This is a genomic window from Kitasatospora sp. NPDC032757 (assembly GCF_055579305.1).
Map to the genome: position 1 here is coordinate 23,640 of NZ_JBVINN010000035.1, position 23,278 is coordinate 46,917.

A 23,278-nucleotide genomic window follows, 5' to 3' on the forward strand; every position below is an offset into this window, starting at 1 on the left:
CACTCCCTCGCAAGGTGGTTCGGGGGGGGTTTAGACGGGCTGCCGGCTGTCGCGGGAGCTGTTTCCAAACCAAAAACTCCCCCGGCGGGAACAACCCTCCCGCCCGCTTCTGTGCGTCCACGGGACGAACACCGCGAGGAGGGCCCCGATGCACCCGGGGCCCTCCTCGTGTGGGGGCTCACCCCTTGACGCAGACGACCTGCTTCAGGTGTGCCACGATCTCGACGAGGTCCTTCTGCTGCTCGATGACCTTCTCGATCGACTTGTACGCACCGGGAATCTCGTCCACGACTCCGCTGTCCTTGCGGCACTCCACGCCCTTGGTCTGCTCGACCAGATCACGCGTGGTGAACCGCTTCTTCGCGGCGTTCCGGCTCATCTTGCGGCCGGCGCCGTGCGAGGCCGAGTTGAACGCCGCCTCGTTACCGAGGCCGCGGACGATGTACGAACCGGTGCCCATCGAGCCGGGGATGATCCCGTAGTCTCCGGAGCCGGCCCTGATCGCACCCTTGCGGGTCACCAGGAGATCGACACCGTCGTACTGCTCCTCCGCCACGTAGTTGTGGTGGCAGCTGATCACCTCGTCGAACGCGACCTTCGCCTTGGCGAACTCACGGCGGACGACGTCCTGGAACAGTGCCATCATCACCGCGCGGTTCTTCTTGGCGTACTCCTGCGCCCAGAAGAGGTCCTGCCGGTAGGCACCCATCTGCGGGGTGTCCGCGATGAACACCGCCAGGTCGTGATCGACCAGCCCCTGGTTGTGCGGCAGCGAGCGGGCGACACCCATGTGATGCTCCGCCAGCTCCTTGCCGATGTTCCGCGAGCCGGAGTGCAGCATCAGCCAGACAGTGCCGGTGTCATCAACACACAGTTCGATGAAGTGATTACCTCCACCGAGCGTTGCCATCTGCTGCATGGCCCGCTCGCGCCGCCACTTCACCTCCGGCGCGACCCCGTCGAAGCGCTCCCAGAAGTCGTCCCAGCCCGCCGTCGCGAAGCCGTGCAGCCTGCGCGGGTCGACCGGGTCGGTGTGGAGGCCGCGGCCGACCGGGATGGCCTGCTCGATCTTGGAGCGGAGGCGGGAGAGGTCGTCGGGGAGGTCCTTGGCGGTGAGCGACGTCTTCACGGCGCTCATGCCGCAGCCGATGTCCACGCCGACCGCCGCGGGGCAGACGGCGCCGCGCATGGCGATCACGGAGCCGACCGTCGCGCCCTTGCCCAGGTGGACGTCGGGCATCACGGCGAGGCCGTGCAGCCAGGGCAGCGAGCTGATGTTGCGCAGCTGCTGCATGGCCTGGCCCTCGACGGTGGCCGGGTCGGTCCACATCCGGATCGGGACCCGGACGCCGGGTACCTCGGTGTACGACATGGTTGAACGACCTCCAAAGGTCGGTTGGTTCAAGCCTAGGTGTGGTGCCGCGCGAAGAGTCCCGGTGCGGCTCGGGGAAGATCTGGGGTGGCGGCGCTCAGGCGGCCAGGGGGCGGGCCGGGGCACACGGGAGAAACGGTCGTGGGGAGCGCACTGTGGTCGGCTCGACCCTCATGGTGACCGCCTCCTTTCCGTCGTCGTACCGGCTGCCGGGGGATATCTACCCACAGGGCGATCACGCCCCGCAAGGGATTTAACGACGGAGGGCCCGGCGGAGCGGAATGCTCCACCGGGCCCTTCCCGTACGGGGGTTCAGGCGGTCAGGCGCTGATCACGGTGACCTCGCCGATGCCGAGCTTGCGCACGGGTTCGGCGATCTGGGCGGCGTCGCCGACGAGGACGGTGACCAGGCGGTCCGGCGGGAAGGCGGCGACCACGGCCTCGGTGGCGGCGGCCGTCGGGAGCTCGGCGAGCTGCCGGTAGACCTCGGCCTGGTAGTCGTCGGGCAGGTGCTGCTCGACCTGGTCGGCCAGGGTGCCGGCGACCGAACCGGCGGTCTCGAACTTCAGCGGTGCGACGCCGACCAGGAACTGCACGGCCTCGTCGCGCTCGGCGTCGGTGAGGCCCTCGGCGGCGAGGGTGCGCAGGATGGTCCAGGTGTCGGCGAGGGCGGGGGCGGTGGAGGCGGTGTCCACCGAGCCGCTGACCGCGAGCAGCGCGCGCCCGGTGCCGTCGGCGGCGGAGCGCAGCGGCTGGGCGAAGGCCCGGACGCCGTAGGTGTAGCCCTTCTCCTCGCGCAGGACGCGGTCGAGGCGGGAGGTGAGGGTGCCGCCGAGGCAGTAGGTGCCGAGGATCTGGGCGGCCCAGGCCGGGTCGTGCCGGTCGGGGCCGATGCGGCCGATGAGCAGCTGGGTCTGGACGGAGCCGGGGCGGTCGACGATGACGACGCGGGCGGTGTCGTCGGCGGTGACCGGGGCGTGGGTGCTGGGGGCGGCGGTGTCGGCCGTCCAGGCGCCGAGGGTGCTTTCGAGCAGGGCCGGCAGGTCGGTGCCGGTGAGGTCGCCGACCACGACGACGGTGGTGGTGGCGGGCCGGATGTGGGCGTCGTAGAAGGCCTTGACGGCCGCCCGGTCGATGGACTTGACGGTGTCGGCGGTGCCGCCGCGGGCACGGGAGAGGCGGTCGGCGCCGTCGAAGAGTTCGGCGTAGAGGGCCTTGGCGGCGCGGCGGGCGGGGTTGGCCTGCTCGTGGACGATCTCGTCGAGGCGGTTGGCGACGAGGCGCTCGATCTCGTCCTCGGGGAGGGCGGGGGCGCGCAGGGCGTCGGAGAGGAGGCCGAGGCCGCGCTGGAGCCGGCTGGCGGGGACTTCGAGGGAGACCCGGATGCAGGGGTGGTCGGCGTGGGCGTCGAGGGTGGCGCCGGCGCGCTCGAGTTCGGCGGCGAACTCCTCGGCGGTGAGGGTGTCGGTGCCTTCGTTGAGGGCGCGGGCCAGGATGCCGGCGACGCCGTCGAGGCCGTCGGGTTCGGCGGCGAGGGGGGCGTCGAGGAGGACGTCCACGGCGACGAGCTGCTGGCCGGGGCGGTGGCAGTGCAGGACGGTGACGCCGTTGCCGAGGGCGGCGCGCTCGGGGGCGGGGAAGGCCCACGGGCTGGGGGTGCCGGGCTGGGGCTGGGGGTGGAACGTCATGGCGGGGACGTAGTCGGTGCTCATGCGGCAGCGCCCTCCTCTTCGGTCGCGGCGGTGGCGGTCTGGTCGGCGTCGGTGTCGTCGGCCGTGGTGGGCTCGTAGACGAGGACGGCCCGGTTCTGCGGGTGGAGGCGGGCCCGGGCGATGTCCCGGACCTCCTCGGCGGTGACGTCGAGCACCTTGGGGAGGGCGTTGTTGAGGAGCTTGGGGTCGCCGAACAGGACGGCGTAGCGGCAGAGTTCGTCGGCCCGGCCGGCGACGGTGGTGAGCCGGTCGAGCCATTCGCGCTCGATCTGGGCCTGGGCGCGCTCGAGTTCGGCGGCGGTGGGGCCTTCGGCGGCGAAGCGGGCGAGCTCCTCGTCGACGGCGGTCTCGATCTGCTCGACGGTGGCGTCGCCGGAGGTCTTGACGTCGAGCCAGCCGAGGCTGGGGGCGCCGGCCAGGCGGAGCAGGCCGAAGCCGGCGGCGACGGCGGTGCGGTCGCGGCGGACGAGCCGGTTGTAGAGCCGGCTGGACTCGCCGCTGCCGAGGATGGTGAGCGCGAGGTCGGCGGCGTCGGCCTCGCGGCTGCCGTCGTGCGGGAGGCGGTAGGCGGCCATCAGGGCGCGGGAGGGGACGTCCTCGCGGATGGACTCGCGGAGCTCGCGGCCGATGGTGTCGGGGAGGGTGCCGTCGCGCGGGGGCTGCTTGCCGTCGTGGGCGGGGATGCTGCCGAAGTACTTCTCGACCCAGGCGATGGTCTGCTCGGGGTCGATGTCGCCGACGACGGAGAGGACGGCGTTGTTGGGCGCGTAGTACGTGCGGAAGAACGTTCGGGCGTCCTCCAGCGTGGCGGCGTCCAGGTCGGCCATGGAGCCGATGGGGGTGTGGTGGTACGGGTGGCCGTCGGGGAAGGAGAGCGCGGTGAGCTTCTCGAAGGCGGTGCCGTAGGGGACGTTGTCGTAGCGCTGGCGGCGCTCGTTCTTGACGACGTCGCGCTGGTTCTCCATCGAGTTGTCGTCGAGGGCGGCGAGCAGGGAGCCCATGCGGTCGGCCTCCAGCCAGAGGGCGAGCTCCAGCTGGTGGGCGGGCATGGTCTCGAAGTAGTTGGTGCGCTCGAAGCTGGTGGTGCCGTTGAGGGAACCGCCGGCGCCCTGGACGAGCTCGAAGTGGCCGTTGTTGGAGACGTTGGCCGAACCCTGGAACATCAGGTGCTCGAACAGGTGGGCCAGCCCGGTGCGGCCCTTCACCTCGTGGCGGGAGCCCACGTCGTACCAGAGGCAGACGGCGGCGACCGGGGTGAGGTGGTCCTCGGAGAGGACGACGCGCAGGCCGTTGGCCAGGCGGTGCTCGGTGATGGCGATGGCAGCGCCATTTCCTCCGGTGGAGGCGGATGCGGGGGCCGGGTTGGCCATGCGCTCGGGTCCTTCCCGTCGTCGATGTCGGGGGTTCGTGTGGCGTCCCCCATTGTGGTGCAACGCGTGAAGGGCGCGGATGTGTCCGCGCGGACGGTGCGTTCGCCAGGGGCGGAAGAGGGGCGCTGGGCGGGAGTGTCGGCGGAAGGGTCCACAATGGGGGCGCTGAGCCGTGATCCGAAGCAGACAGACGCATCAGACAGACGCAAGGGAGCCCCGCCGCGATGGCCCGCCGCAGTTCGCAGACCCCGCCGCCCGGAGATTTCGAGGAGCGGATCCTCGATGTCGACGTTGTGGACGAGATGCAGGGCTCCTTCCTGGAGTACGCCTACTCGGTGATCTACTCGCGCGCGCTGCCCGACGCGCGGGACGGTCTGAAGCCGGTGCACCGGCGGATCCTGTACCAGGCCAACGAGATGGGCCTGCGGCCGGAGCGCGGGCACGTGAAGTGCGCGCGCCTGGTCGGCGAGGTGATGGGCCGCCTGCACCCGCACGGTGACGCGTCGATCTACGACTCCGTGGTGCGCATGGCGCAGCCGTTCTCGATGCGGCTGCCGCTGATCGACGGGCACGGGAACTTCGGTTCGCTGGGCAACGACGACCCGCCGGCCGCGATGCGGTACACGGAGTCGCGGCTGACGGCGGCGTCGATGGCGATGGTGGAGTCGATCCACGAGGACACCGTCGACTTCGGCCCGAACTACGACGGCAGCGAGCAGGAGCCGCTGGCGTTGCCGGCGGCGTTCCCGAACCTGCTGGTGAACGGTGCGACGGGCATCGCGGTCGGCATGGCGACGAACATGCCGCCGCACAACCTGTCCGAGGTGGTGGCGGCGGCCCGGCACCTGATCAAGCATCCGAACGCGGACCTGGACACGCTGATGCGGTTCGTTCCCGGTCCGGATCTTCCGACGGGCGGGCGGATCGTCGGCCTGTCGGGCATCCGGGACGCGTACGAGTCGGGCCGCGGCACCTTCAAGATCCGTGCCACCACGACGATCGAGGCGGTCTCCGCCCGCCGCAAGGGCATCGTGGTCACCGAGCTGCCGTACAACGTCGGCCCGGAGAAGGTGATCTCGAAGATCAAGGACCTGGTCAACGCGAAGAAGCTGCAGGGCATCGCGGACGTCAAGGACCTCACCGACCGCGAGCACGGGCTGCGGCTGGTGATCGAGGTGAAGAACGGTTTCGTGCCGGAGGCGTTGCTGGAGCAGCTGTACAAGCTGACGCCGATGGAGGAGACCTTCGGCATCAACAACGTGGCGCTGGTGGACGGCCAGCCGCTGACGCTGGGGCTGAAGGAGCTGCTGGAGGTCTACGTCGACCACCGCTTCGAGGTGGTGCGCCGGCGCAGCGACTTCCGTCGCCGTAAGCGGCAGGAGCGGCTGCATCTGGTCGAGGGCCTGCTGGTGGCGCTGGTCGACATCGACGAGGTCATCGCGATCATCCGGTCGAGCGACAACGCGGCGCAGGCGAAGGAGCGCCTGATCGAGCGCTTCTCGCTGTCGGAGACGCAGACGGCCTACATCCTGGACACCCCGCTGCGCCGGCTGACCCGGTTCGACCGGGTGGAGCTGGAGGAGGAGCAGGCGAAGCTCAACTCGGAGATCGCCGAGCTGACGGAGATCCTGGAGTCGGACACGCGGCTGCGCAGTGTGGTGTCGACGGAGCTGGCCGCGGTGGGCAAGCAGTTCGGCACGGAGCGGCGGACGGTGCTGCTGGAGGCGGGGGCGGTGCCGTCGGCGTCGCTGGCGGTGCCGCTGGAGGTGGCGGACGATCCGTGCCGGGTGCTGCTCTCGTCGGCGGGTCTGCTGGCGCGGACGGCGGACGGTGAGCCGTTCGAGCTGTCGGAGAAGCGGGCGAAGCACGATGTGATCGTGTCGGCGGTGCCGGCGACGGCGCGTGCGGACGTCGGTGTGGTGACGTCGGCGGGCCGGGTGCTGCGGCTGCCGGTGATCGATCTGCCGGCTCTGCCGCCGACGCCGTCGCCGACGCTGGCGGGCGGCGCCGCGGTGGGCGAGTTCCTGCGCCTGGAGGCGGGCGAGCGGGCGCTGGCGCTGACCACGCTGGACGAGTCGTCGCCGGGTCTGGCGCTGGGCACGGTGCAGGGTGTGGTCAAGCGGGTGGTGCCCGAGTGGCCCGCCAACAAGGACGAGTTCGAGGTGATCGCCCTGAAGGAGGGCGACGAGGTGATCGGTGCGGTCGAACTGCGCACCGGTGAGGAGGACTTGGTCTTCATCGCCTCGGACGCGCAGCTGCTCCGCTACCCGGCGGGCCAGGTCCGTCCGCAGGGCCGCCCGGCGGGCGGCATGGCGGGCATCAAGTTGTCGGACGGTGCCCGGGTGCTCTCGTTCACGGCGGTGGATCCGGCGGCGGACGCGGTGGTGGTCTCGGTGGCCGGTGCCGCGGGGACGCTGACCGGCGAGGAGCAGAGCTCGTGGAAGGTCACCCCGTTCGAGCAGTACCCGCGCAAGGGCCGTGCCACCGGCGGTGTCCGCTGTCAGCGCTTCCTGCGGGGTGAGGACGCCCTGGCCTTCGCCTGGGCCGGCCCCTCCCCCGCCCGGGCCGCCACCGCCAAGGGCGCCCCGGTCGACCTGCCCGAGCGGGACCCGCGCCGTGACGGCTCGGGTACGCCGGTGACGACGCCCATCGCGGTGGTCGCCGGCCCGGCGTAGCGGCGCCGGGCGGACGGAGCACATGCTCGCGGCGGGGCACCTTTCGGTGTCCCGCCGCGGTCTTTTCAGTACGGGTAGCCTTACCTGCGTGAGCACTTGTGCGACGTTGTCGCGTGAACTGTCGGAGCCGTTGGCCGCCACGGCGGCGACCGCCACGACCTGGCTGCTGGTCGAGCAGAGCGGGCCGTGGGGGGCGAAGGCGCTCGGCGAGAGCCATCTGGACTCGGCGGTCGGGCGGGCGCTGGAGGCGGCCGCGGCGGGGACCGGGGTGCGGGTGGCGCTGATCCGGCGGCCCGGGCGGCATGCGGACTGCCTGCCGACGGCGCGCCACGAGGTGATCGTGGCGCACAGCGTGCCGGGCCGGGGCTGGGTGCGGCGGGCCGAGGTGGCGGATCCGGCGGAGCTGCTGGGGCTGGACTTCGCGGCCTTGGGCGCCGGGGAGCACGGCGGTCTCGGGACGGAACACGTCGGCGGGCCGGTCGCCCTGGTGTGCACCAACGGCCGCCGGGACCGCTGCTGCGCGTTGCTCGGCCGGCCGCTGGCGGCCGAGCTGGCGGCGGCCGGGCACAGCGAGGTGTGGGAGGTCACGCACCTGGGCGGGCACCGTTTCTCCCCCACCATGCTGGTGCTGCCGTACGGCTACGCGTACGGGCGGCTGACGGCGGAGACCGCCAAGGACGTGCTGGCGGCGACGGCGGCCGGGCACATGGTGCCGGAGTGGGCCCGCGGCTGCTCCGGCTGGGAGCGCCCGGGCCAGGCCGCCGACCACGCGGTGCGGCTGGCCACCGGCGAGACCCGGGCCGACGCGCTGACGCTGATGCAGCAGCCGTCCGGTGACGGCCGCTGGCTGGTGACGGTGCGCCACGAGGACGGCCGCGCCTGGGAGGTCGAGGTGGTCGAGGGCGCGAGTGAGCCGCCCCGCCCGGAGAGTTGCGGCAAGGCCGCGGGGACGCCGTCCCGGATGGACGTCGTGTCCGTCCGGGAGCGGTGACGGCCCCGCGCCCGTGGGGGTGAGCGCGGGACCGTCGGCTCGGGTTCAGCCCGTGGCGGCCTTGCTGACGAACTCGGTGGTGTAGGTGCGGGCGAGGTCGATCGTGCCCTCCTTGCCCTTGACGTCGGGGTGGAAGGCGGCGAGCACCGCGAGGACCGTCGCGGGGCCGTCGGCGGGCATCACGCCGTCGGTGGTGAACATCGGCAGGGTCGCCTTGATCGCGGCCGCGTACTGGTCGGCGCCGCCCTGCGCGTAGTCGGCGGGCATCTTCGCGGCGATCTCCTCGGGGCTGTGGGTGGACATCCACTTGAGGGTCTTCACGAAGGCGTTGGCGAGCTTCTGGGCGGTGTCCTTGTTCTTCGCCACCCAGTCGGTGTTCATGTAGAGCGAGGACGAGGGGTAGAGCCCGCCGAGCGCGGCGCGCGAGCCCTCGGGGGTGCGCATGTCGTAGAGGATCTTGCCGAGGCCCTTGTCGATGATGTTGGCGACGGTGGGGTCGGTGGTCATGCCGGCGTCGATGGAGCCCTGCTGGAGCGCGGCGATGAAGGTCTGGCCGGCGCCGACCGCGATCGGGCTGAAGTCGGCCACCGCGGTGCCGTTCTTGACGGCGAGGTACTTGGTGAGGAAGTCGGTGGAGGAGCCGATGCTGGTGACGCCGAGCTTCTTGCCCTTGAAGTCGGCGCCGGACCTGATGGCGTCGGCCTGCTTGGTGGAGACGATCTCGACCTCGCCGGGGGCCTGGGAGAACTGGACGACCGACTCGACGTTCTTGCCCTTGGCCTGGAGGTCGATGGTGTGGTCGTAGAAGCCGACCGCGCCCTGGACGTCACCGGCGAGCAGGGCGGTGGTGGCGTTGACGCCGGCCGGTTCGCTCATCAGCTCGACGTTGACGCCCGCCTCGGCGAAGAAGCCGAGGCGCTGGGTGAGCATGGCGGGCATGTAGATGACCTTGTCCAGGCCGCCGACCATGATCTTCACCTTGGGTCCGTCGACCTGCTGGCCGGCCGGGGCGGCGCCGTTGTGGGAGGTGGAGGCGGCGTCGTTGGCACAGGCGGCGAGCGGGAGGATCAGGGCGGCGGCGAGGGCGGCTGCGGCGGCTCTGCCGGTCGGGTTCGAGCGCATGGGGTGGGGTGCCTCTCTACGTACGACGGGAGGGGAGGGAACGGGGGTCAGCGGCCGTCGCCGGAGTCTGCGGGCTTCCAGCGGAAGAGTTTCTTCTCGGCGAAGGTCAGCAGCCCCTCGGTGAGCAGCGCGACCACGGCGAGGATGGTCATGGCGGCGTACACGCCGGCCGCGTTGAAAGTGCCCTGGGCAGCGGCGACGAGCAGGCCGAGGCCCTTGGTGGCGCCGATGTACTCGCCGACGATGGCGCCGATCAGCGCGAAGCCGAAGCTGACGTGCAGGCTGGTGAAGATCCAGGTGGTGGCGGCGGGGATGACCACCTGCAGGGTGACCTTGCGGTTGTTGGCGCCCAGGATGCGGGCGTTGGCGACGAGATTGCGGTCCACCTCGCGGGCGCCCTGGAAGGCGTTGAAGAAGACCGGGAAGAACACCAGCACCACCGCGGAGGCCACCTTGGAGGCCGGGCCGAGGCCGAACCAGATCAGGAAGATCGGGGCCAGCACGATGCGCGGGATGGCGTTCAGCACCTTGATGTAGGGCCCGAACACGTCGGCCAGGAACCGGATCCGGCCGAGCGCGATGCCCAGCAGCACACCGCCGGTGACGCCGATCACCCAGCCGGTGAGGGCCTCGTACAGGGTGTAGCCGATCTGCTCGCCGAGCGAGCCCTGGGCGGTGCCGTGGGTGATCCACTGCCAGATCTGCGCCCAGATCTTCGACGGCTGGGAGAAGTTGAACGGGTCGATGACCTCGGTGCGGGCACACAGCTCCCAGAGCCCGAGGAAGGCGAGGAGCACCGCGACCCGGGCCCCGTACACCCGCACCTTCCGGTTTCGGGCGGCCCGTTCGCGGGCCTCGGTCCTGGTGGTGGGGGCGGCCGTGGGCTTGCCGGCGACGGCGGAAGCGGTGGACGCGGTGGACGCGGTCTCAAGCGGCACGACCCGCTCCTCTCTCACGGGTGATGCGCACCTCTTCGCCGAGCGAGGCCCAGATCTCGCGGTACAGCTCGACGAACCTCGGTTCCAGCCGGACGGCCTCCACCGTGCGCGGGCGCGGCAGGTCGACGGTGAAGATCTCCTTGACGGTGGCCGGGCCTGCCGTCATCACCACGACCCGGTCGGCCAGTGCGATCGCCTCGTCCAGGTCGTGGGTGACGAAGACGACGGAGGCTGCGGTGCTGGAAGAACTGGTGCCGGCCCACAGGTCCAGCAGCTGGTCGGACATCAGGGCGCGGGTCTGCACGTCCAGCGCCGAGAACGGCTCGTCCATCAGCAGGATCTTGGGGTCGTTGACGAAGGTCTGGGCGAGCGCGACGCGCTTGCGCATGCCGCCGGAGAGCTGGTGCGGGTAGCGGTCCTCGAAGGCCCCGAGGCCGACCCGGGCCAGCCAGTCGCGGGCCCGCTCCCGGGCCTCGGCGGCAGGGACGCCGCGGAACCGCGGGCCGGCCGTCACGTTCGACAGGACGGTGCGCCAGGGGAAGACGGCGTCCTGCTGGAAGACGAAGCCGACCTGCGGGTTGATCCCGTCGACCGCCTCGCCGTACACCCGGACGTCGCCCTCGGTGGGCTCCTCCAGGCCGCTGACCAGGGTCAGCGTGGTGGACTTGCCGCAGCCGGTGGGGCCGACGACGGCGACGAACTCGCCCTGCGCCACCGTCAGGTCGAGATCGCGGACGGCGGTGTGCAGGGTGCCGGACGGTGTGCGGAAGCGCTTGGTCGCGCCGGCCAGCTCGATCGCCGGTACCGCCTGCGCCGTGGGGGTTGTGGGGGCTGCCGCCGGGGTTGTGCTCATGTGACCTCCCGGGTCTGTGCTTGCTCCGGGAGGCTAGGAGCGGTCGGGGCGGTGGCGGGAGGCTTCTCGGCGTACTGCGGGTTCTCCGCGTTGAGGGGTGTTCTGCTCGTATTGCTTCCGCTACAACAGCGGGGACGCGGCTGACAGAAACACCTCGGAAACATAGGGTGTGCCGACCGCCCGCCCCACCACCCGCCGACCGGCCGGAAAGCCGGCCCACCGGCGGGCCGCCAGACCAGGCCGCCAGACCACCCCGCCCGCCGGAAAGCCCGGGAGACCGCCCGGGAGACCGCCCGAAGCCCGCCCGGCCCAAGGCCTCACGAAAGCCCGCCCGAACGCCCGCCCACCTGCCCGAACGCCCGAACGCCCGCCGAGAGGAGGCCCGGATGAAGCACCCCCGTTGGCCCCGCCGGGTCTTCGCCCAGCTGCTGCTGAGCCAGACCGTGGTCACCGTCGGCGTCACCATCGTCACCGCCGGCCTCTTCCTGGCGCCGGTCAGCTCCGAACTCGACCACGACGCGATGCAGCGCGCGCTGTCGATCGCCCAGGCCACCGCCAACGACGAGGTGATCGCCCGGGCCGCCGAGGCCCGAGACTCCGCGACCGCGCAGCGCAACGCCGAGCAGATCCGGCTGGCCACCGGCGCCAGCTTCGTCGTGGTCACCGATCTGGACGGGATCCGGCTCTCGCACACCGACCCGGACCGGATCGGCCAACGGGTCTCCACCGACCCCGAGCCGGCGCTCGGCGGCCGCAGCGTCACCGCCATCCAGCAGGGCACCCTGGGGCGCACCGCACGCGGCAAGGTGCCGCTGCGGATCGCGGACGGGCGGATCGTCGGTGAGGTGTCGGTCGGGATCAGCGACGGCTCGATCCGCCGGCGGCTGCTGAAGATGCTCACCGGCATCCTGCTCTGCGCGGGTGCCGGCCTGGCCGCGGGCACCGTCGCCACCCTGGCGCTGGCCCGCCGGCTGAAGCGGCGCACCCACAACATCGCGCTGGCCGACATCTCGGCGCTGCTGGTGGAACGCGAGGCGATGCTGCACAGCATCCGCGAGGGCATGGTGGCGCTGGACGAGCACGGCCGGATCCGGCTGGCCAACGACGAGGCGCTGCGGCTGCTCGGCCTGCCCGAGGGCTGCACCGGCCGGCCGATCGACGAGGTGCTGCCACCCGGCCGGCTGGCCGACGTGCTGGCCGGCCGGATCACCGGTACGGACCTGCCGGCCGTCCGGGACGACCGCGTCCTGGTGGTGAACCGGATGGCCACGGCCGAGGGCGGCGCCGTCGTGACACTGCGCGACCGCACGGAGCTGGAGTCGCTGGTCCGCGAGCTGGACACCACCCGCAGCCTCACCGAGGCACTGCGGGCACAGGATCACGAGCACGCCAACCGGATGCATACCCTGCTGGGACTGCTGGAGCTCGGCCGGCACGAGCAGGCGGTGGCGTTCATCTCCGAGCAGTCGGGCTCGCACGCGGTGGTCGCGGCGCGGATCGCCGAACAGGTGCAGGACCCGCACGTCGCCGCGCTGCTGGCCGGCAAGGCGGCGGTGGCGGGCGAGCGGGGCGTCCGGCTCGCAGTCGCCCCCGCCGCCCACCTGCCGGACGCGGTGGTCGACGCGCGGACGCTGGTCACCGTGCTCGGCAACCTGATCGACAACGCGGTGGACGCACTGGCGCCGGGCGGCGGCGGCCGGGTGGACGTGACGCTGGCCGCCGCCGGCTCCACCCTGCTGGTCGAGGTCGCGGACAGCGGCCCGGGCGTGCCGCAGGAGCTGCGCGAGCGGGTCTTCGAGGAGGGGTGGAGCAGCAAGGACGCGCCCGCGCACCGGCCGCGCGGGCTGGGGCTGGCGATGGTGCGGCGGCTGGTCGGGCGGACCGGCGGCCGGATCGTGCTCGACACCGGCCCGCTCGGCGGCGCCCGGTTCACCGTCGAGCTGCCCGAGGCGCTGCACGACGAGGCTGTGCACGCCGACGCCCCGTTTGCCGATGCCCCGTTTGCCGATGCCCCGCCCACCACCGCGGTCGCCGATTCCCGGCGCCCCGAGGCCGGAGCCCTGCCCACCGCACCGCTCGTGGAGGCGTGATGATCGACGTACTCGTGGTGGACGACGACTTCCGGGTCGCCGACGTGCACGCCGCGTACGTGGCCAAGGTGCCCGGCTTCCGGGTCACCGGCACCGCGCACTCGGCCGCCGAGGCGCTAGCCTCGCTGGAGCGCCGCCCGGTCGACCTGCTCCTCCTCGACCACCACCTGCCGGACGAGACCGGCCTCGCCCTGGTCCGCCGGCTCCGCGACCGCGACATCACCTGCGACGTGATGATGGTGACGGCCGCCCGGGACGTCTCCACCGTGCACGCGGCGATGCAGCACGGCGCCCTGCAGTACCTGGTCAAGCCGTTCACCTTCGCCGGCCTGCGGGAGAAGCTGGTCGCCTACGCGCAGCTGCGGCACGCGCTGGCCGGCCCGGCCGCCCGCGAGGCCGGCCAGGACGAGGTGGACCGGCTGTTCGCGACCCTGCGCAGCGCGACGGCCCCGGCGGCGGCCCTGCCCAAGGGCCATTCGGCGCCCACCACCGACCTGGTCCTCGGGGTGCTGCGCCGGGCGGGCCGGCCGCTCTCCGCCCAGGAGGTCGCGGACGCCACCGGGCTGAGCCGCTCCACCGCCCAGCGCTACCTCAAGCAGCTGGAGCGTGAAAGCCGGCTGCGGCTGACCCTGCGCTACGGCGACACCGGACGGCCCGAGCACCGCTACGTGCTGGCGGCCCGCGCCTGAGTGCCCTCGGCCCGCGCCCTGGCCCGGACACGCCGAACCCCGGCGGGCCTGGGCCCGCCGGGGTTCGGGAAGGGGCGCCGCTCAGGCCGCTCCGGCGCCGGTGAGGGAGCGGACCTCCAGCTCGGCGTAGCGGTCCGCGTCGGTCGGCTCGGGCGAGGTGATCGTGCCGATCCAGCCGGCCAGGAAGCCCAGCGGGATGGAGACGATGCCCGGGTTCTCCAGCGGGAACCAGTGGAAGTCCACCCCCGGGAAGAGCGCCATCTTGGTGCCGGAGACCACCGGCGAGAAGGCCACCAGCACCACCGCCGGGATCAGCCCGCCGTAGACCGACCAGACCGCGCCGCGCGGGGTGAACCGCCGCCAGAACAGGCAGTACAGCAGCACCGGCAGGTTGGCCGAAGCGGCGACGGCGAAGGCCAGGCCGACCAGGAAGGCCACGTTCATCTGCTGGGCGAAGAGGCTGAGCGCGATCGCGACCGCCCCGATCCCCACCGCCGCGATCCGTGCGACGCCGATCTCCTGGCGTTCGGAGGCCTCGCTCCCCGCCGCGTCGCCGTCCGCCTGGTCGGCGCGGACCCGCCGGGAGGCCGGGACGGCGGCCCGCCGGCCCCGGGGGCGGCGGCGCGGACGGCCGCGCCAGGCGCCCGCCCAGATGTCGTGGGCGAAGGCCGCCGAGGAGGCGAGCGTCAGCCCGGCGACCACGGCGAGGATCGTGGCGAAGGCGATCGCCGAGATAAGCGCGAACAGCACCACCCCTCCGGTGGAGCCGTTGCCGCCGCCGAGCACCAGGGCCAGCAGCGGGACGGCGGTGTTGCCGGCCGGGTTGGCGTGCCGGACCTCCGCCGAGCCGACCAGGGCGGTGGCACCGAGGCCGAGCACGATGGCCATCAGGTAGAAGCCGCCGACCAGCCCGATCGCCCACATCGTGGAGCGCCGGGCGGCCCGCGCGGTGGGCACGGTGTAGAAGCGGGAGAGGATGTGCGGGAGCCCGGCGGTGCCCAGGACAAGGGCCAGGCCGAGGCTGAAGAAGTCCAGCCGGCTGGTGAAGGTCTTGCCGTACTTGAGCCCGGGCTCCAGGTACCGCTGCCCCGCGCCGCTGTGCTGGGCGGCCTGGCGCATCAGCTCGGCGACGTCCCCGTGGAAGCGGACCATCAGCAGCACGGTGAGCAGCACCGAGCCGGCGACCAGCAGGACGGCCTTGACGATCTGGATCCAGGTGGTGGCCCGCATCCCGCCGATCGTGACGTAGACGATCATCAGGGCGCCGACCGCGACGATGGTCCAGGTCCGGGCCTCGGAGCTGTTGGTGCCGAGCAGCAGGGCGACCAGGCTGCCCGCGCCGACCATCTGGGCGACCAGGTAGAACAGGGTGACGACGACGCCGGCGCCGCCGGCCGCCGCCCGGACCTTGCGACGGCGCAGCCGCAGCGCGAGCACGTCGGCGAGGGTGTACCGGCCGGCGTTGCGGACGAGCTCGGCGACCAGCATCAGGACGACCAGCCAGGCGACCAGGAAGCCGATGCTGTAGAGCACGCCGTCGTAGCCGTACAGCGCGATCAGCCCGGCGACGCCGAGGAAGGAGGCGGCGGAGAGGTAGTCCCCGGAGAGCGCGAAGCCGTTCTGCAGCGGGGTGAAGTCCCGGCCGCCGGCGTAGAAGTCCTCGGCGGCGCTGCCCCGCCGGCCCACCCAGAGGGTGATGCCCAGGGTGACCAGGACGATGACGGCGAACAGCACGATGGCCAGGTCGTGGTGGTCCCCGGTGGGGGCGACGGGGGGCGGGGTGGCGGTCCTCATCGCAGCTGGTCCTGAGTGTCCCAGCGGAGCCCCAGGGCGGCCCGGTCGCGCTTGGTGCGGGCGTTGCGGGCGTAGAGCCAGGTGAGCACGAAGGTCGAGGCGAACTGCAGCAGCCCCAGCAGCCAGGCCACGTTGAGCGGTCCGGCGATCGGGCTGCGCATCACGCCGGGCGCACCGGCCTGGGCGGCGACGTACAGCAGGTACCAGCCGAGGAAGGCGCCGCTGATGGGGAAGACGAAGGCGCGGTAGCTGCGCTTGATGTCCTGGAAGGCGTCGCTGGCCTGGACGGCCCGGTACACCTCGGTGCTCGCGTCGACGACCGGCGGTTCCACGACGGGCGGGACCGGCTGCGGGGGCGCCGCCTCACCGCGGACCGCGCGGGGTGCCGGCTCGGCCGGTACCGAGGCCGAGGCCGGTACCGAGGCCATGGTCGAGGCCGGTGCCGACACCGGGTTCGATGACGGGGCCGGGTTCGACGCCAGGGCCGGCGTCTGGGCCGACGTCGGGCTCGGGGCAGGGGCCGGTCTCGGTGTCGGTGTCGGCCGACCGGGCCGGGGTGCGGCGGCGGGAGCGGCCCACCAGTCGAATCGCTGCCCCTGGCCGGGGCTGCTCGTCTGCTGCTGTGGCACTGCTGCTCCTGGACCGAGGGGTGTGCTGACCGGACCATGATGGAGGCCTACAGACCCCGCCAACTCCCATTGCAGATACGTTCACTCGATGAGGTGATCGATGATCCGACAGACACTCATGCGACTACTGCTGCGTACCGGTGATTCCGTGTCGGAACGCGTACGCGACCGCCTGTGCCCGGTCCCGGACGGCGGTCTTGGCGAAGAGGTTGTTGATGTGGGTCTTCACCGTGGCCGGGCTGACGAACAGCCGCCGGGCGATCTCGGTGTTGGAGAGCCCCTCGGCGATCAGCGCCAGCACCTCGGCCTCGCGGGCGGTCAGCCCGTCCGGCAGCACGCCCGAGGGCGCCGCCGGGGAGCCCGCCGCGCGCCCCGGGGAGGGTGCGGGGCCGGCCGTGGGGGCCGCGTCCGCCAGCCGCTCCAGCAGCCGCAGCTGCACCTGCGGTGAGAGCCCGGCCGCGCCCGAGCGGACGTCCGCGATGGCCCGGGCGATCTCCTCGCCGCTCGCGTCCTTGGTCAGGTAGCCGCGCGCCCCGGCCCGCAACGCCGGGAACAGCGAATCGTCGTCGGCGTAGGTGGTGAGGACGACCACCTCGGTCTCCGGGTGGGCGGTCCGGATCCGGCCGGTCGCCTCGACGCCGTCGCAGCGGGGCATCCGCAGATCCATCAGGACCACGTCCGGGTGGTGCCGCTCGACCAGGGCGACGGCCTCCTCGCCGTCGCCGGCGGCGCCGACCACCTCGATGCCCGGCAGCAGCCCGAGCAGCATGACGATGCCCTCGCGCACCACCGTCTGGTCGTCCGCGACCACCACGCGGATCACGCTCACGCCGGAACCCGCAGCAGCACGCGCCATCCCCCCTCGTCAGGGCCCGCCAGCAGGGTGCCGCCGAGCAGTTCCGCGCGTTCGCGCATCCCCAGCAGACCGTACCCGCTGCCGCTGGCCGCCAGCTCGCCGGCGGGCCCGCCGCGCGCCGGGCGGGTGTTGTGCACCTCCAGCTCCACCTCCTCCGGCAGGTAGCGCAGTTCGACGGTGCAGCGTGCGCCGGTGGCGTGCTTGCGCACATTGGTCAGCGCCTCCTGCGCCGTACGCCGCACCGCGAGCCCCGCCTCGGCGGCCAGCGGGCGCGGCGTGCCGGTGACCGAGAGACCGGCCCGCTCACGCCCCGTCAGCTCCACCAGGAACTCCCCGACCGGGGTGAACTCACCGCGCAGCGCGGAGAGCGCCTGCCGGGTCTCGGCCAGGCCGTCCTGTGCCATCCGCCGGGCGGCCACCACCCGTTCGCGGATCTGCTCCCGGTCGGTGCCGGCGTCCAGCATCAGCCGGGCCGCCTCCAGGTGGACGAGCTGCGCGGAGAGGCTGTGGGCCAGCACGTCGTGGATCTCCCGGGCGATCCTGGCCCGTTCGGCGAGCGCCACGCTCTCCGCCTCGGCGGCCCGGGCCGCCCGTTCCTGGGTGAGCAGCCGGCGGGCGGTGCCGCGCGCCTCGGTGTCGAGCCGCAGCAGGTAGCCGAGCACGCCGAGCCCCCCGATCGTGGCGCAGACGGCGAGCCAGCTCTCCCAACTGGCCGCCGCGTAGGAGCCGAACGCCGCCACGGCCGTGACCAGCGCGGCGACGATCGGCAGCCGGACCAGGGCGGTCACCGCGAGGCCGGCCCAGGTGAAGTCCGCCAGCACGTAGGCGTGACCCCACTCGCCGAGCCAGGCGGAGCCGATCAGGGTGGCGGCCAGCACGAACGTGGGCCGCGCCCGCTGCTCCCGGCTGACCTTCAGGAAGGCGAACCACTGCGCCACGACGGCGACCAGCCCGGCGCTGACCGCGACCACGCCCCAACCGGCGAACGTCCCCCGGGAGTACGTCCCCCAGACCAGCGTGACGAACAGCACCGTCCGGCCCAGCACGGTGAGGGTCCGCCGTGCCGGGCTCTCTTCCCGCTCCAGCCCCTCCCGGGAGGGCCAGCGGGTCCAGCTCCACCCGGGCACGGGCACTCCTCCTGGCTCGACGGATCGGCGGCGGTCAGCCGGTCGTGGTGGCGCGGTACGAGGGCTCCAGGTTCCGCGCCCTCCAGTTCACCACGAGCGACCTGACCAGCAGCAGGACCGCCAGGCCGAGCAGCAGCGAGCTGCCGCTCTGGCGGACGTGCAGCGCCGAGCCGATCCCGAACAGGCCGAGCCGGATGGCGACCATGCCGGCCCAGGCCGCGACCGTGGCCGTGGTGCCCTGCGCCCAGAGCTCGCCGTCCTTGCCGTGCCAGAGCCGGACGGTCCAGCCCCAGACGGAGCCCATGGCCAACACCACCAGCAGCGAGGCGACGAGCAGTGCGACGGCCGGGGCCGGGTGAGCGTGGTCGACCAGCTGCGGGTCACGCAGCGCGAGCGCGGCGAGGATCAGCGGCACGAGCCAGAAGCGGCGCTCGGTGTCCAGGCGCTGGGCGCGCATCTGGCGCTGAACCACCAGGACCATCACCGCGATGATCACGAGGATGTTGACGAGGCCGCTCATCGGTCTCTCCGTTCCGGCGGAAGGGGCTGGGCTGACCTCTCCGACGCTACGGATCCGGCGCCGTCCGCTGATCGGAGCCGGGGTGGACCAGGGGTGGACCGGAAAACGCGAGGGCCCTCCACCCACGGGTGGAGGGCCCTGCCGCGGAGGGGGCCGGCTGCTCAGGCGTCGATGCGCGAGCGGTCCAGGGTGGCCGCCGAGTCCACGATGAACTCCTTGCGCGGGGCGACGTCGTTGCCCATCAGCAGGTCGAAGATCTTCTCGGCCTGCTCGAGGTCGCCCAGGTTGATCCGGCGCAGCGTGCGGTGGCGCGGGTCCATGGTGGTCTCGGCCAGCTGGTCGGCGTCCATCTCACCGAGGCCCTTGTACCGCTGCACCGGGTCCTTCCACCGCAGGCCCTTGCGCTGGAAGTCCAGCAAGGTGGAGCGCAGCTCGGCGTCGGAGTAGGTGTAGTGGTACTTCTCCTGGCCGCGCTTGGGGTTGGTGAGCTCGATGCGGTGCAGCGGCGGCACGGCGGCGAAGATCCGGCCCTGTTCGACCATGGGGCGCATGTAGCGCTGAAAGAGCGTCAGCAGCAGGATGCGGATGTGCGAACCGTCGACGTCGGCGTCGGCCATGAAGATGACCCGGCCGTAGCGGGCCTGGTCGATGTCGAAGGTGCGGCCCGAACCGGCCCCTATCACCTGGATGATCGAGGCGCACTCGGCGTTCTTGAGCATGTCGCTCACCGACGCCTTCTGCACGTTGAGGATCTTGCCGCGGATCGGCAGCAGGGCCTGGAACTCGGAGTTGCGGGCCAGCTTGGCGGTGCCGAGCGCCGAGTCTCCCTCGACGATGAAGAGTTCGGTGCGGTCGACGTCGTCGCTGCGGCAGTCGGCGAGCTTGGCCGGCAGCGAGCTGGTCTCCAGCGCGGTCTTCCGGCGCTGGGCCTCCTTGTGCTGGCGGGCGGCGACCCGGGTACGGGCGGCGGCGGCGACCTTCTCCAGCACCGCCCTGGCCTGGACCTTCTCGTCCTTCTTGCCGGAGGTCAGGAAGGCCTTGAGCTCCTTGGCGACCACGGCCGCGACGATCCGGTTGGCCGCCGAGGTGCCCAGCACCTCCTTGGTCTGGCCCTCGAACTGCGGCTCGGCGAGCCGGACGGTGACCACCGCGGTGAGACCCTCGGTGGCGTCGTCCTTGGTGATGTCGTCCTCGGCGACGCGCAGCAGCTTGCCGGCGCGCAGCGCCTCGTTCACGGTCTTGGCGAGCGAGCGCTCGAAGCCGGTCACGTGGGTGCCGCCCTTGGGGGTGGCGATGATGTTGACGAAGGAACGCAGCGTGGTGTCGTAGCCGGCGCCCCAGCGCAGCGCGATGTCCACACCGAGGTGCCGGGTGACCTCGGTGGGCGTCATGTGGCCGAGCTCGTCCAGGACGGGGACGGTCTCCTTGAAGGTGCCCTCGCCGCGCAGCCGCAGCACGTCGCAGACCGGCTTGTCGGGCGCGAGGAACTCGCAGAACTCGGCGATGCCGCCGTCGAAGCGGAAGGTCGACTCCTCGACCTTGTCGCTCTCGGTCAGCCGCTCGTCACGGACGACGATGGTCAGGCCGGGGACGAGGAAGGCCGTCTGCCGGGCCCTGCTGTGCAGGTGCTCCAGCGAGAGCTTGGCGTCCTTGAGGAAGATCTGCCGGTCGGCCCAGTAGCGGATCCGGGTGCCGGTGCGGGCCTTCGGGACCTTGCGGGCCTTGGTGAGGCCGTTGGCGGGCTCGAAGGGGGCGTCCGGGCTGGTCTCGGTGAAGATGCCGGGGGTGCCGCGGCGGAAGCTGATCGCGTGGGTGTGGCCGCCCCGGTCGACCTCGACGTCCAGGCGGGCGGAGAGCGCGTTGACGACGGAGGCGCCGACGCCGTGCAGACCGCCGGAGGCCGCGTACGAGCCGCCGCCGAACTTGCCGCCGGCGTGCAGCTTGGTCATCACGACCTCGACGCCGGAGAGGCCGGTCTTGGGCTCGACGTCCACCGGGATGCCGCGGCCGTTGTCGCGCACCTCCACCGAGGAGTCCTCGTGCAGGACGACGTCGATGCGGTCGCAGTGGCCGCCGAGCGCCTCGTCGACGGAGTTGTCGATGATCTCCCAGAGGCAGTGCATCAGGCCGCGGCTGTCGGTCGAGCCGATGTACATGCCGGGACGCTTGCGGACCGCCTCCAGGCCCTCCAGGACGAGCAGGTGCCGAGCGGTGTAGTTGGAACCGTCGTCGCCGGCCAGCAGTGCGGACGGCACGGTCGTTTCGGCACTCACGCGGCACTCTCCTCGGTGAAGTTCTGTCTCATCGGTCACATCCGAGCCGGCCATGTCCGACTCGGTCACATCCGGCTCGGTCAGATCCGGGGTGGCATCCGGCCGCAGCCGGATCGTCCGCCAGTGCAGCACACCGCACCGACAGCCGTTCCCCTGCGTGTGCACACCGCTCCGCCGAGTGCACAGCACGGCGGTCCGGTCCCGCGCAGCTTGTACGCGCTGCGCGAACAAGCGCCGCACTGGACGACGGACGCCGGGGCGCCATCTCCTCCCGGTACCACCGGTCCTGGCGGATCGTGGGGCCGGGCGCAGGCTCCGGAACTGCCGTTATGCAGGCTACCGGGGCCCGGGACGGGGCTTATGCTCCAACCCAGCAGAGGATTATGCTACGCGGACCTCGCACCCGGTCCCGATCGGGCGTTCGAGCGAGAGGCGGATCCTGGGATTCGGTACGCATGAACCACCGGCCCCCGGGGCACGTCCTCATCAACACAGCAGAATCCTCAAAGAAGAAAAGCCACGAGCGGGAACGTTTTCGGCCTGGTTGGATGTTGACCCTGGTACGACAGCTCGTCGAGCTAGAGAAGAGGCGACGTGACTACTGTTCTGACACCTGCGAGCCCGCTCACCGCGGCTGACCGCTGCGACCGCTGCGGCGCCCAGGCCTACCTGCGCGTCGTACTCGCCAGCGGCGGAGAGCTGCTCTTCTGTGCCCACCACGGCCGGAAGTTCGAGCCCGAGCTCAAGAAGATCGCCGTGGAGATACAGGACGAGAGCGGCCGTCTCAGCGGCACCACCACGGCCACGGCCAGCGACGAAGAGCGCTGAGTCCAGGCGCCACAGCAGCAATCAGCGACGAGCTGTGTCCGGCCGCGCACAGCGCGCGACCGGCGAGCCGGGCGACAGGTCCCCTTCCGGGGCCGGTCGCCCGGCTCTGCTGTTCTCCGGCCATCGCTCCCGGGTGCGTCCCGCTCCCCGCACTGCCCGCCCCCGGCACGGCCCGTTTCCGGTAACTCCCGTTCCGGTGACTCCCCCCGTCTCCGGCGACTCCTCCGGGCCGGCCGACGTCGCGTCAGAACGTGACTCCGCGGCTACAGTGCGGAGCGCACCGTGTCCGAGACCGCGCCCAGCCTGGTGTAGACGCCCGGGTGTGCCGCCTCGGCGCAGCCCGTTCCCCAGGAGACCAGCCCGGCCAGCCGGCCCGCGACGACCAGCGGGCCGCCACTGTCCCCCTGGCAGGCGTCCTTGGCGCCCTTCTCCTCCCCGGCACAGACCATGCCGCGGGCGTCGAACCGCCCGTCCGACCCGCCCGGGTAGGCCTGCGCGCAGGTCTGGTCCGGGATGATCGGCACATCGACACTGCGCAGCGTGGGTGAGTAGCTACCCATCCCGGTGGTGTCCCCCCAGCCGTAGACCTGCGCCCTGGTGCCCGGCTGGTACGGCTCGGTCTCGCCCTGGCCCACCAGGTCGATGACCGGCCGGGCACCCTGCGACTCGGTGAGCGTGAGCACCGCCACATCGTTCATGTTCGCGGCGAAGGCGTAGTCGGGGTGGATCCAGACCGACTGGACCGCCACTTCGCGGCCGGCGGAGCCGCGCAGATCGTCCCGGTCGACCACCACCTTGAGCCCGGGCCGGTCCACCCGCCGGCCCTTGGACTCGTCGTAGAAGCAGTGCGCCGCCGTCACCACCTTGGTCGGGGTGACCAGCGCGCCCCCGCAGAACTGCCCGGACCGGCCGTTGCCGAACTGCTGGCGGCTGGCGAGCGCCACCATCCACGGGTGGTCGCCGGTGCTCGAACCGGCCCCGCCGACGATCCTGCCCTGTGCCCGGGCGGGGGCGGCCGCCGGGCCGAGCGCGATCAGCGGCGCGGGCAGCGCCGCGATCAGGGCCAGCACGGCGGCCCGGTGGCGGCGGCGTGCCGGCCGGGCGGCCGGGCATGCCGGTGTCGGGGCGGCGGTCGGCAGATCCGCGCGGTCCGGGTTGGGCAGCACCGTGTCTCCAGTTGGCTCGGCAGCAGGCAACCGGCACAGCGTAGGTGATCGACTACGCCCTGCGACCGCTTCCCGCGGTGCCGCCACCCGGACGAGCGACAACGGCCACCCGGACGCTGACGCACCCGGCCCCGGACGTGCGAAAAGGCCCCGCGGACGTGCGACGAGGCCCGGCGGGTACGCGGCGGACGTGCGACGAGGCCCGGCGGGTACGCGGCGGACGTGCGACGAGGCCCGGCGGGTACGCGGCGGACGTGCGACGAGGCCCGGCGG

The 23,278-nt window shown here is 72.4% G+C and carries 18 protein-coding genes; 5 read left to right on the top strand and 13 right to left on the bottom strand.

Annotated features, from left to right (window positions below):
* Positions 1 to 178: 178 nt before the first annotated feature.
* From ACZ5WK_RS29955 to ACZ5WK_RS29965, 3 genes are all read right to left on the bottom strand, one after another.
* The gene (locus tag ACZ5WK_RS29955; RefSeq protein ID WP_465551940.1) at positions 179 to 1,372 is read right to left on the bottom strand and encodes an RtcB family protein; all 1,194 of its coding nucleotides are present in this window, start codon (positions 1,370 to 1,372) and stop codon (positions 179 to 181) included.
* Between the two features lie 320 nt (positions 1,373 to 1,692).
* Positions 1,693 to 3,060 (bottom strand): M16 family metallopeptidase, encoded by a 1,368-nt coding sequence (locus ACZ5WK_RS29960; RefSeq protein WP_465552034.1) that lies wholly within the window; start codon positions 3,058 to 3,060, stop codon positions 1,693 to 1,695.
* A gap of 20 nt (positions 3,061 to 3,080) precedes the next feature.
* A complete protein-coding gene (locus ACZ5WK_RS29965; RefSeq protein ID WP_465551942.1) occupies positions 3,081 to 4,454 on the bottom strand; it encodes a M16 family metallopeptidase in 1,374 nt (457 codons plus the stop codon).
* A 224-nt stretch (positions 4,455 to 4,678) separates the two neighbouring features.
* On the opposite strand from ACZ5WK_RS29965, the gene ACZ5WK_RS29970 reads away from it, so the two are divergent.
* Positions 4,679 to 7,129: a DNA gyrase/topoisomerase IV subunit A gene (locus ACZ5WK_RS29970; RefSeq protein ID WP_465551944.1), complete on the top strand. Its 2,451-nt coding sequence runs from the start codon at positions 4,679 to 4,681 to the stop codon at positions 7,127 to 7,129.
* 88 nt (positions 7,130 to 7,217) lie between these two features.
* The gene (locus tag ACZ5WK_RS29975) at positions 7,218 to 8,120 is read left to right on the top strand and encodes a sucrase ferredoxin (RefSeq protein WP_465551946.1); all 903 of its coding nucleotides are present in this window, start codon (positions 7,218 to 7,220) and stop codon (positions 8,118 to 8,120) included.
* Positions 8,121 to 8,165: 45 nt separating this feature from the next.
* On the opposite strand, the gene ACZ5WK_RS29980 is transcribed toward ACZ5WK_RS29975, so the two are convergent.
* The 3 genes from ACZ5WK_RS29980 to ACZ5WK_RS29990 are packed head-to-tail and all read right to left on the bottom strand — an operon-like array spanning position 8,166 to position 11,033.
* Positions 8,166 to 9,242, bottom strand: coding sequence for an ABC transporter substrate-binding protein (locus ACZ5WK_RS29980; protein ID WP_465551948.1), 1,077 nt, complete (start codon positions 9,240 to 9,242; stop codon positions 8,166 to 8,168).
* 47 nt (positions 9,243 to 9,289) lie between these two features.
* A complete protein-coding gene (locus ACZ5WK_RS29985; protein ID WP_465551950.1) occupies positions 9,290 to 10,180 on the bottom strand; it encodes an ABC transporter permease in 891 nt (296 codons plus the stop codon).
* A complete protein-coding gene (locus ACZ5WK_RS29990) occupies positions 10,170 to 11,033 on the bottom strand; it encodes an ABC transporter ATP-binding protein (RefSeq protein WP_396323748.1) in 864 nt (287 codons plus the stop codon). The genes ACZ5WK_RS29985 and ACZ5WK_RS29990 overlap by 11 nt, the downstream gene beginning before the upstream one ends.
* A gap of 386 nt (positions 11,034 to 11,419) precedes the next feature.
* Here ACZ5WK_RS29990 and ACZ5WK_RS29995 point away from each other — a divergent pair, with 386 nt between their 5' ends.
* Positions 11,420 to 13,123, top strand: a complete 1,704-nt coding sequence (locus tag ACZ5WK_RS29995; protein WP_465551952.1) for an ATP-binding protein — start codon at positions 11,420 to 11,422, stop codon at positions 13,121 to 13,123.
* On the top strand, positions 13,123 to 13,812 hold the full coding sequence (locus ACZ5WK_RS30000; protein ID WP_465551954.1) for a response regulator: 690 nt from the start codon (positions 13,123 to 13,125) through the stop codon (positions 13,810 to 13,812). Before ACZ5WK_RS29995 ends, ACZ5WK_RS30000 begins: the two co-directional genes overlap by 1 nt.
* An 81-nt stretch (positions 13,813 to 13,893) precedes the next feature.
* On the opposite strand, the gene ACZ5WK_RS30005 is transcribed toward ACZ5WK_RS30000, so the two are convergent.
* The 6 genes from ACZ5WK_RS30005 to ACZ5WK_RS30030 form a co-directional block, all read right to left on the bottom strand.
* Positions 13,894 to 15,606, bottom strand: coding sequence for a solute symporter family protein (locus tag ACZ5WK_RS30005; protein ID WP_465551956.1), 1,713 nt, complete (start codon positions 15,604 to 15,606; stop codon positions 13,894 to 13,896).
* Entirely contained in the window at positions 15,603 to 16,034 is a 432-nt protein-coding gene (locus tag ACZ5WK_RS30010) for a DUF485 domain-containing protein (protein ID WP_465551958.1), read from the bottom strand. Before ACZ5WK_RS30010 ends, ACZ5WK_RS30005 begins: the two co-directional genes overlap by 4 nt.
* A gap of 325 nt (positions 16,035 to 16,359) precedes the next feature.
* A complete protein-coding gene (locus ACZ5WK_RS30015; RefSeq protein ID WP_465551960.1) occupies positions 16,360 to 17,091 on the bottom strand; it encodes a response regulator in 732 nt (243 codons plus the stop codon).
* Entirely contained in the window at positions 17,061 to 18,218 is a 1,158-nt protein-coding gene (locus ACZ5WK_RS30020; RefSeq protein WP_465551962.1) for a sensor histidine kinase, read from the bottom strand. The genes ACZ5WK_RS30015 and ACZ5WK_RS30020 overlap by 31 nt, the downstream gene beginning before the upstream one ends.
* 34 nt (positions 18,219 to 18,252) lie before the next feature.
* A complete protein-coding gene (locus ACZ5WK_RS30025) occupies positions 18,253 to 18,738 on the bottom strand; it encodes a DUF1453 domain-containing protein (RefSeq protein ID WP_465551963.1) in 486 nt (161 codons plus the stop codon).
* 161 nt (positions 18,739 to 18,899) lie between these two features.
* A complete protein-coding gene (locus ACZ5WK_RS30030) occupies positions 18,900 to 21,011 on the bottom strand; it encodes a DNA gyrase/topoisomerase IV subunit B (protein WP_465551965.1) in 2,112 nt (703 codons plus the stop codon).
* Positions 21,012 to 21,605: 594 nt separating this feature from the next.
* Between ACZ5WK_RS30030 and ACZ5WK_RS30035 the strand changes: the two genes are divergently transcribed.
* Positions 21,606 to 21,839, top strand: coding sequence for a DUF7455 domain-containing protein (locus tag ACZ5WK_RS30035; protein WP_396323758.1), 234 nt, complete (start codon positions 21,606 to 21,608; stop codon positions 21,837 to 21,839).
* A gap of 263 nt (positions 21,840 to 22,102) precedes the next feature.
* Here the strand turns inward: ACZ5WK_RS30035 and ACZ5WK_RS30040 are convergent, their stop codons facing one another.
* A complete protein-coding gene (locus tag ACZ5WK_RS30040; protein WP_465552036.1) occupies positions 22,103 to 22,909 on the bottom strand; it encodes a S1 family peptidase in 807 nt (268 codons plus the stop codon).
* Positions 22,910 to 23,278 lie beyond the last annotated feature (369 nt).

Coding starts and splice junctions, on each gene's coding strand:
- ACZ5WK_RS29955 (WP_465551940.1), bottom strand. CDS start 1,372: ATGTCGTACACCGAGGTACCCGGCGTCCGGGTCCCGATCCGGATGTGG.
- ACZ5WK_RS29960 (WP_465552034.1), bottom strand. CDS start 3,060: ATGACGTTCCACCCCCAGCCCCAGCCCGGCACCCCCAGCCCGTGGGCC.
- ACZ5WK_RS29965 (WP_465551942.1), bottom strand. CDS start 4,454: ATGGCCAACCCGGCCCCCGCATCCGCCTCCACCGGAGGAAATGGCGCT.
- ACZ5WK_RS29970 (WP_465551944.1), top strand. CDS start 4,679: ATGGCCCGCCGCAGTTCGCAGACCCCGCCGCCCGGAGATTTCGAGGAG.
- ACZ5WK_RS29980 (WP_465551948.1), bottom strand. CDS start 9,242: ATGCGCTCGAACCCGACCGGCAGAGCCGCCGCAGCCGCCCTCGCCGCC.
- ACZ5WK_RS29990 (WP_396323748.1), bottom strand. CDS start 11,033: ATGAGCACAACCCCGGCGGCAGCCCCCACAACCCCCACGGCGCAGGCG.
- ACZ5WK_RS29995 (WP_465551952.1), top strand. CDS start 11,420: ATGAAGCACCCCCGTTGGCCCCGCCGGGTCTTCGCCCAGCTGCTGCTG.
- ACZ5WK_RS30000 (WP_465551954.1), top strand. CDS start 13,123: ATGATCGACGTACTCGTGGTGGACGACGACTTCCGGGTCGCCGACGTG.
- ACZ5WK_RS30005 (WP_465551956.1), bottom strand. CDS start 15,606: ATGAGGACCGCCACCCCGCCCCCCGTCGCCCCCACCGGGGACCACCAC.
- ACZ5WK_RS30010 (WP_465551958.1), bottom strand. CDS start 16,034: ATGGCCTCGGTACCGGCCTCGGCCTCGGTACCGGCCGAGCCGGCACCC.
- ACZ5WK_RS30015 (WP_465551960.1), bottom strand. CDS start 17,091: ATGGCGCGTGCTGCTGCGGGTTCCGGCGTGAGCGTGATCCGCGTGGTG.
- ACZ5WK_RS30025 (WP_465551963.1), bottom strand. CDS start 18,738: ATGAGCGGCCTCGTCAACATCCTCGTGATCATCGCGGTGATGGTCCTG.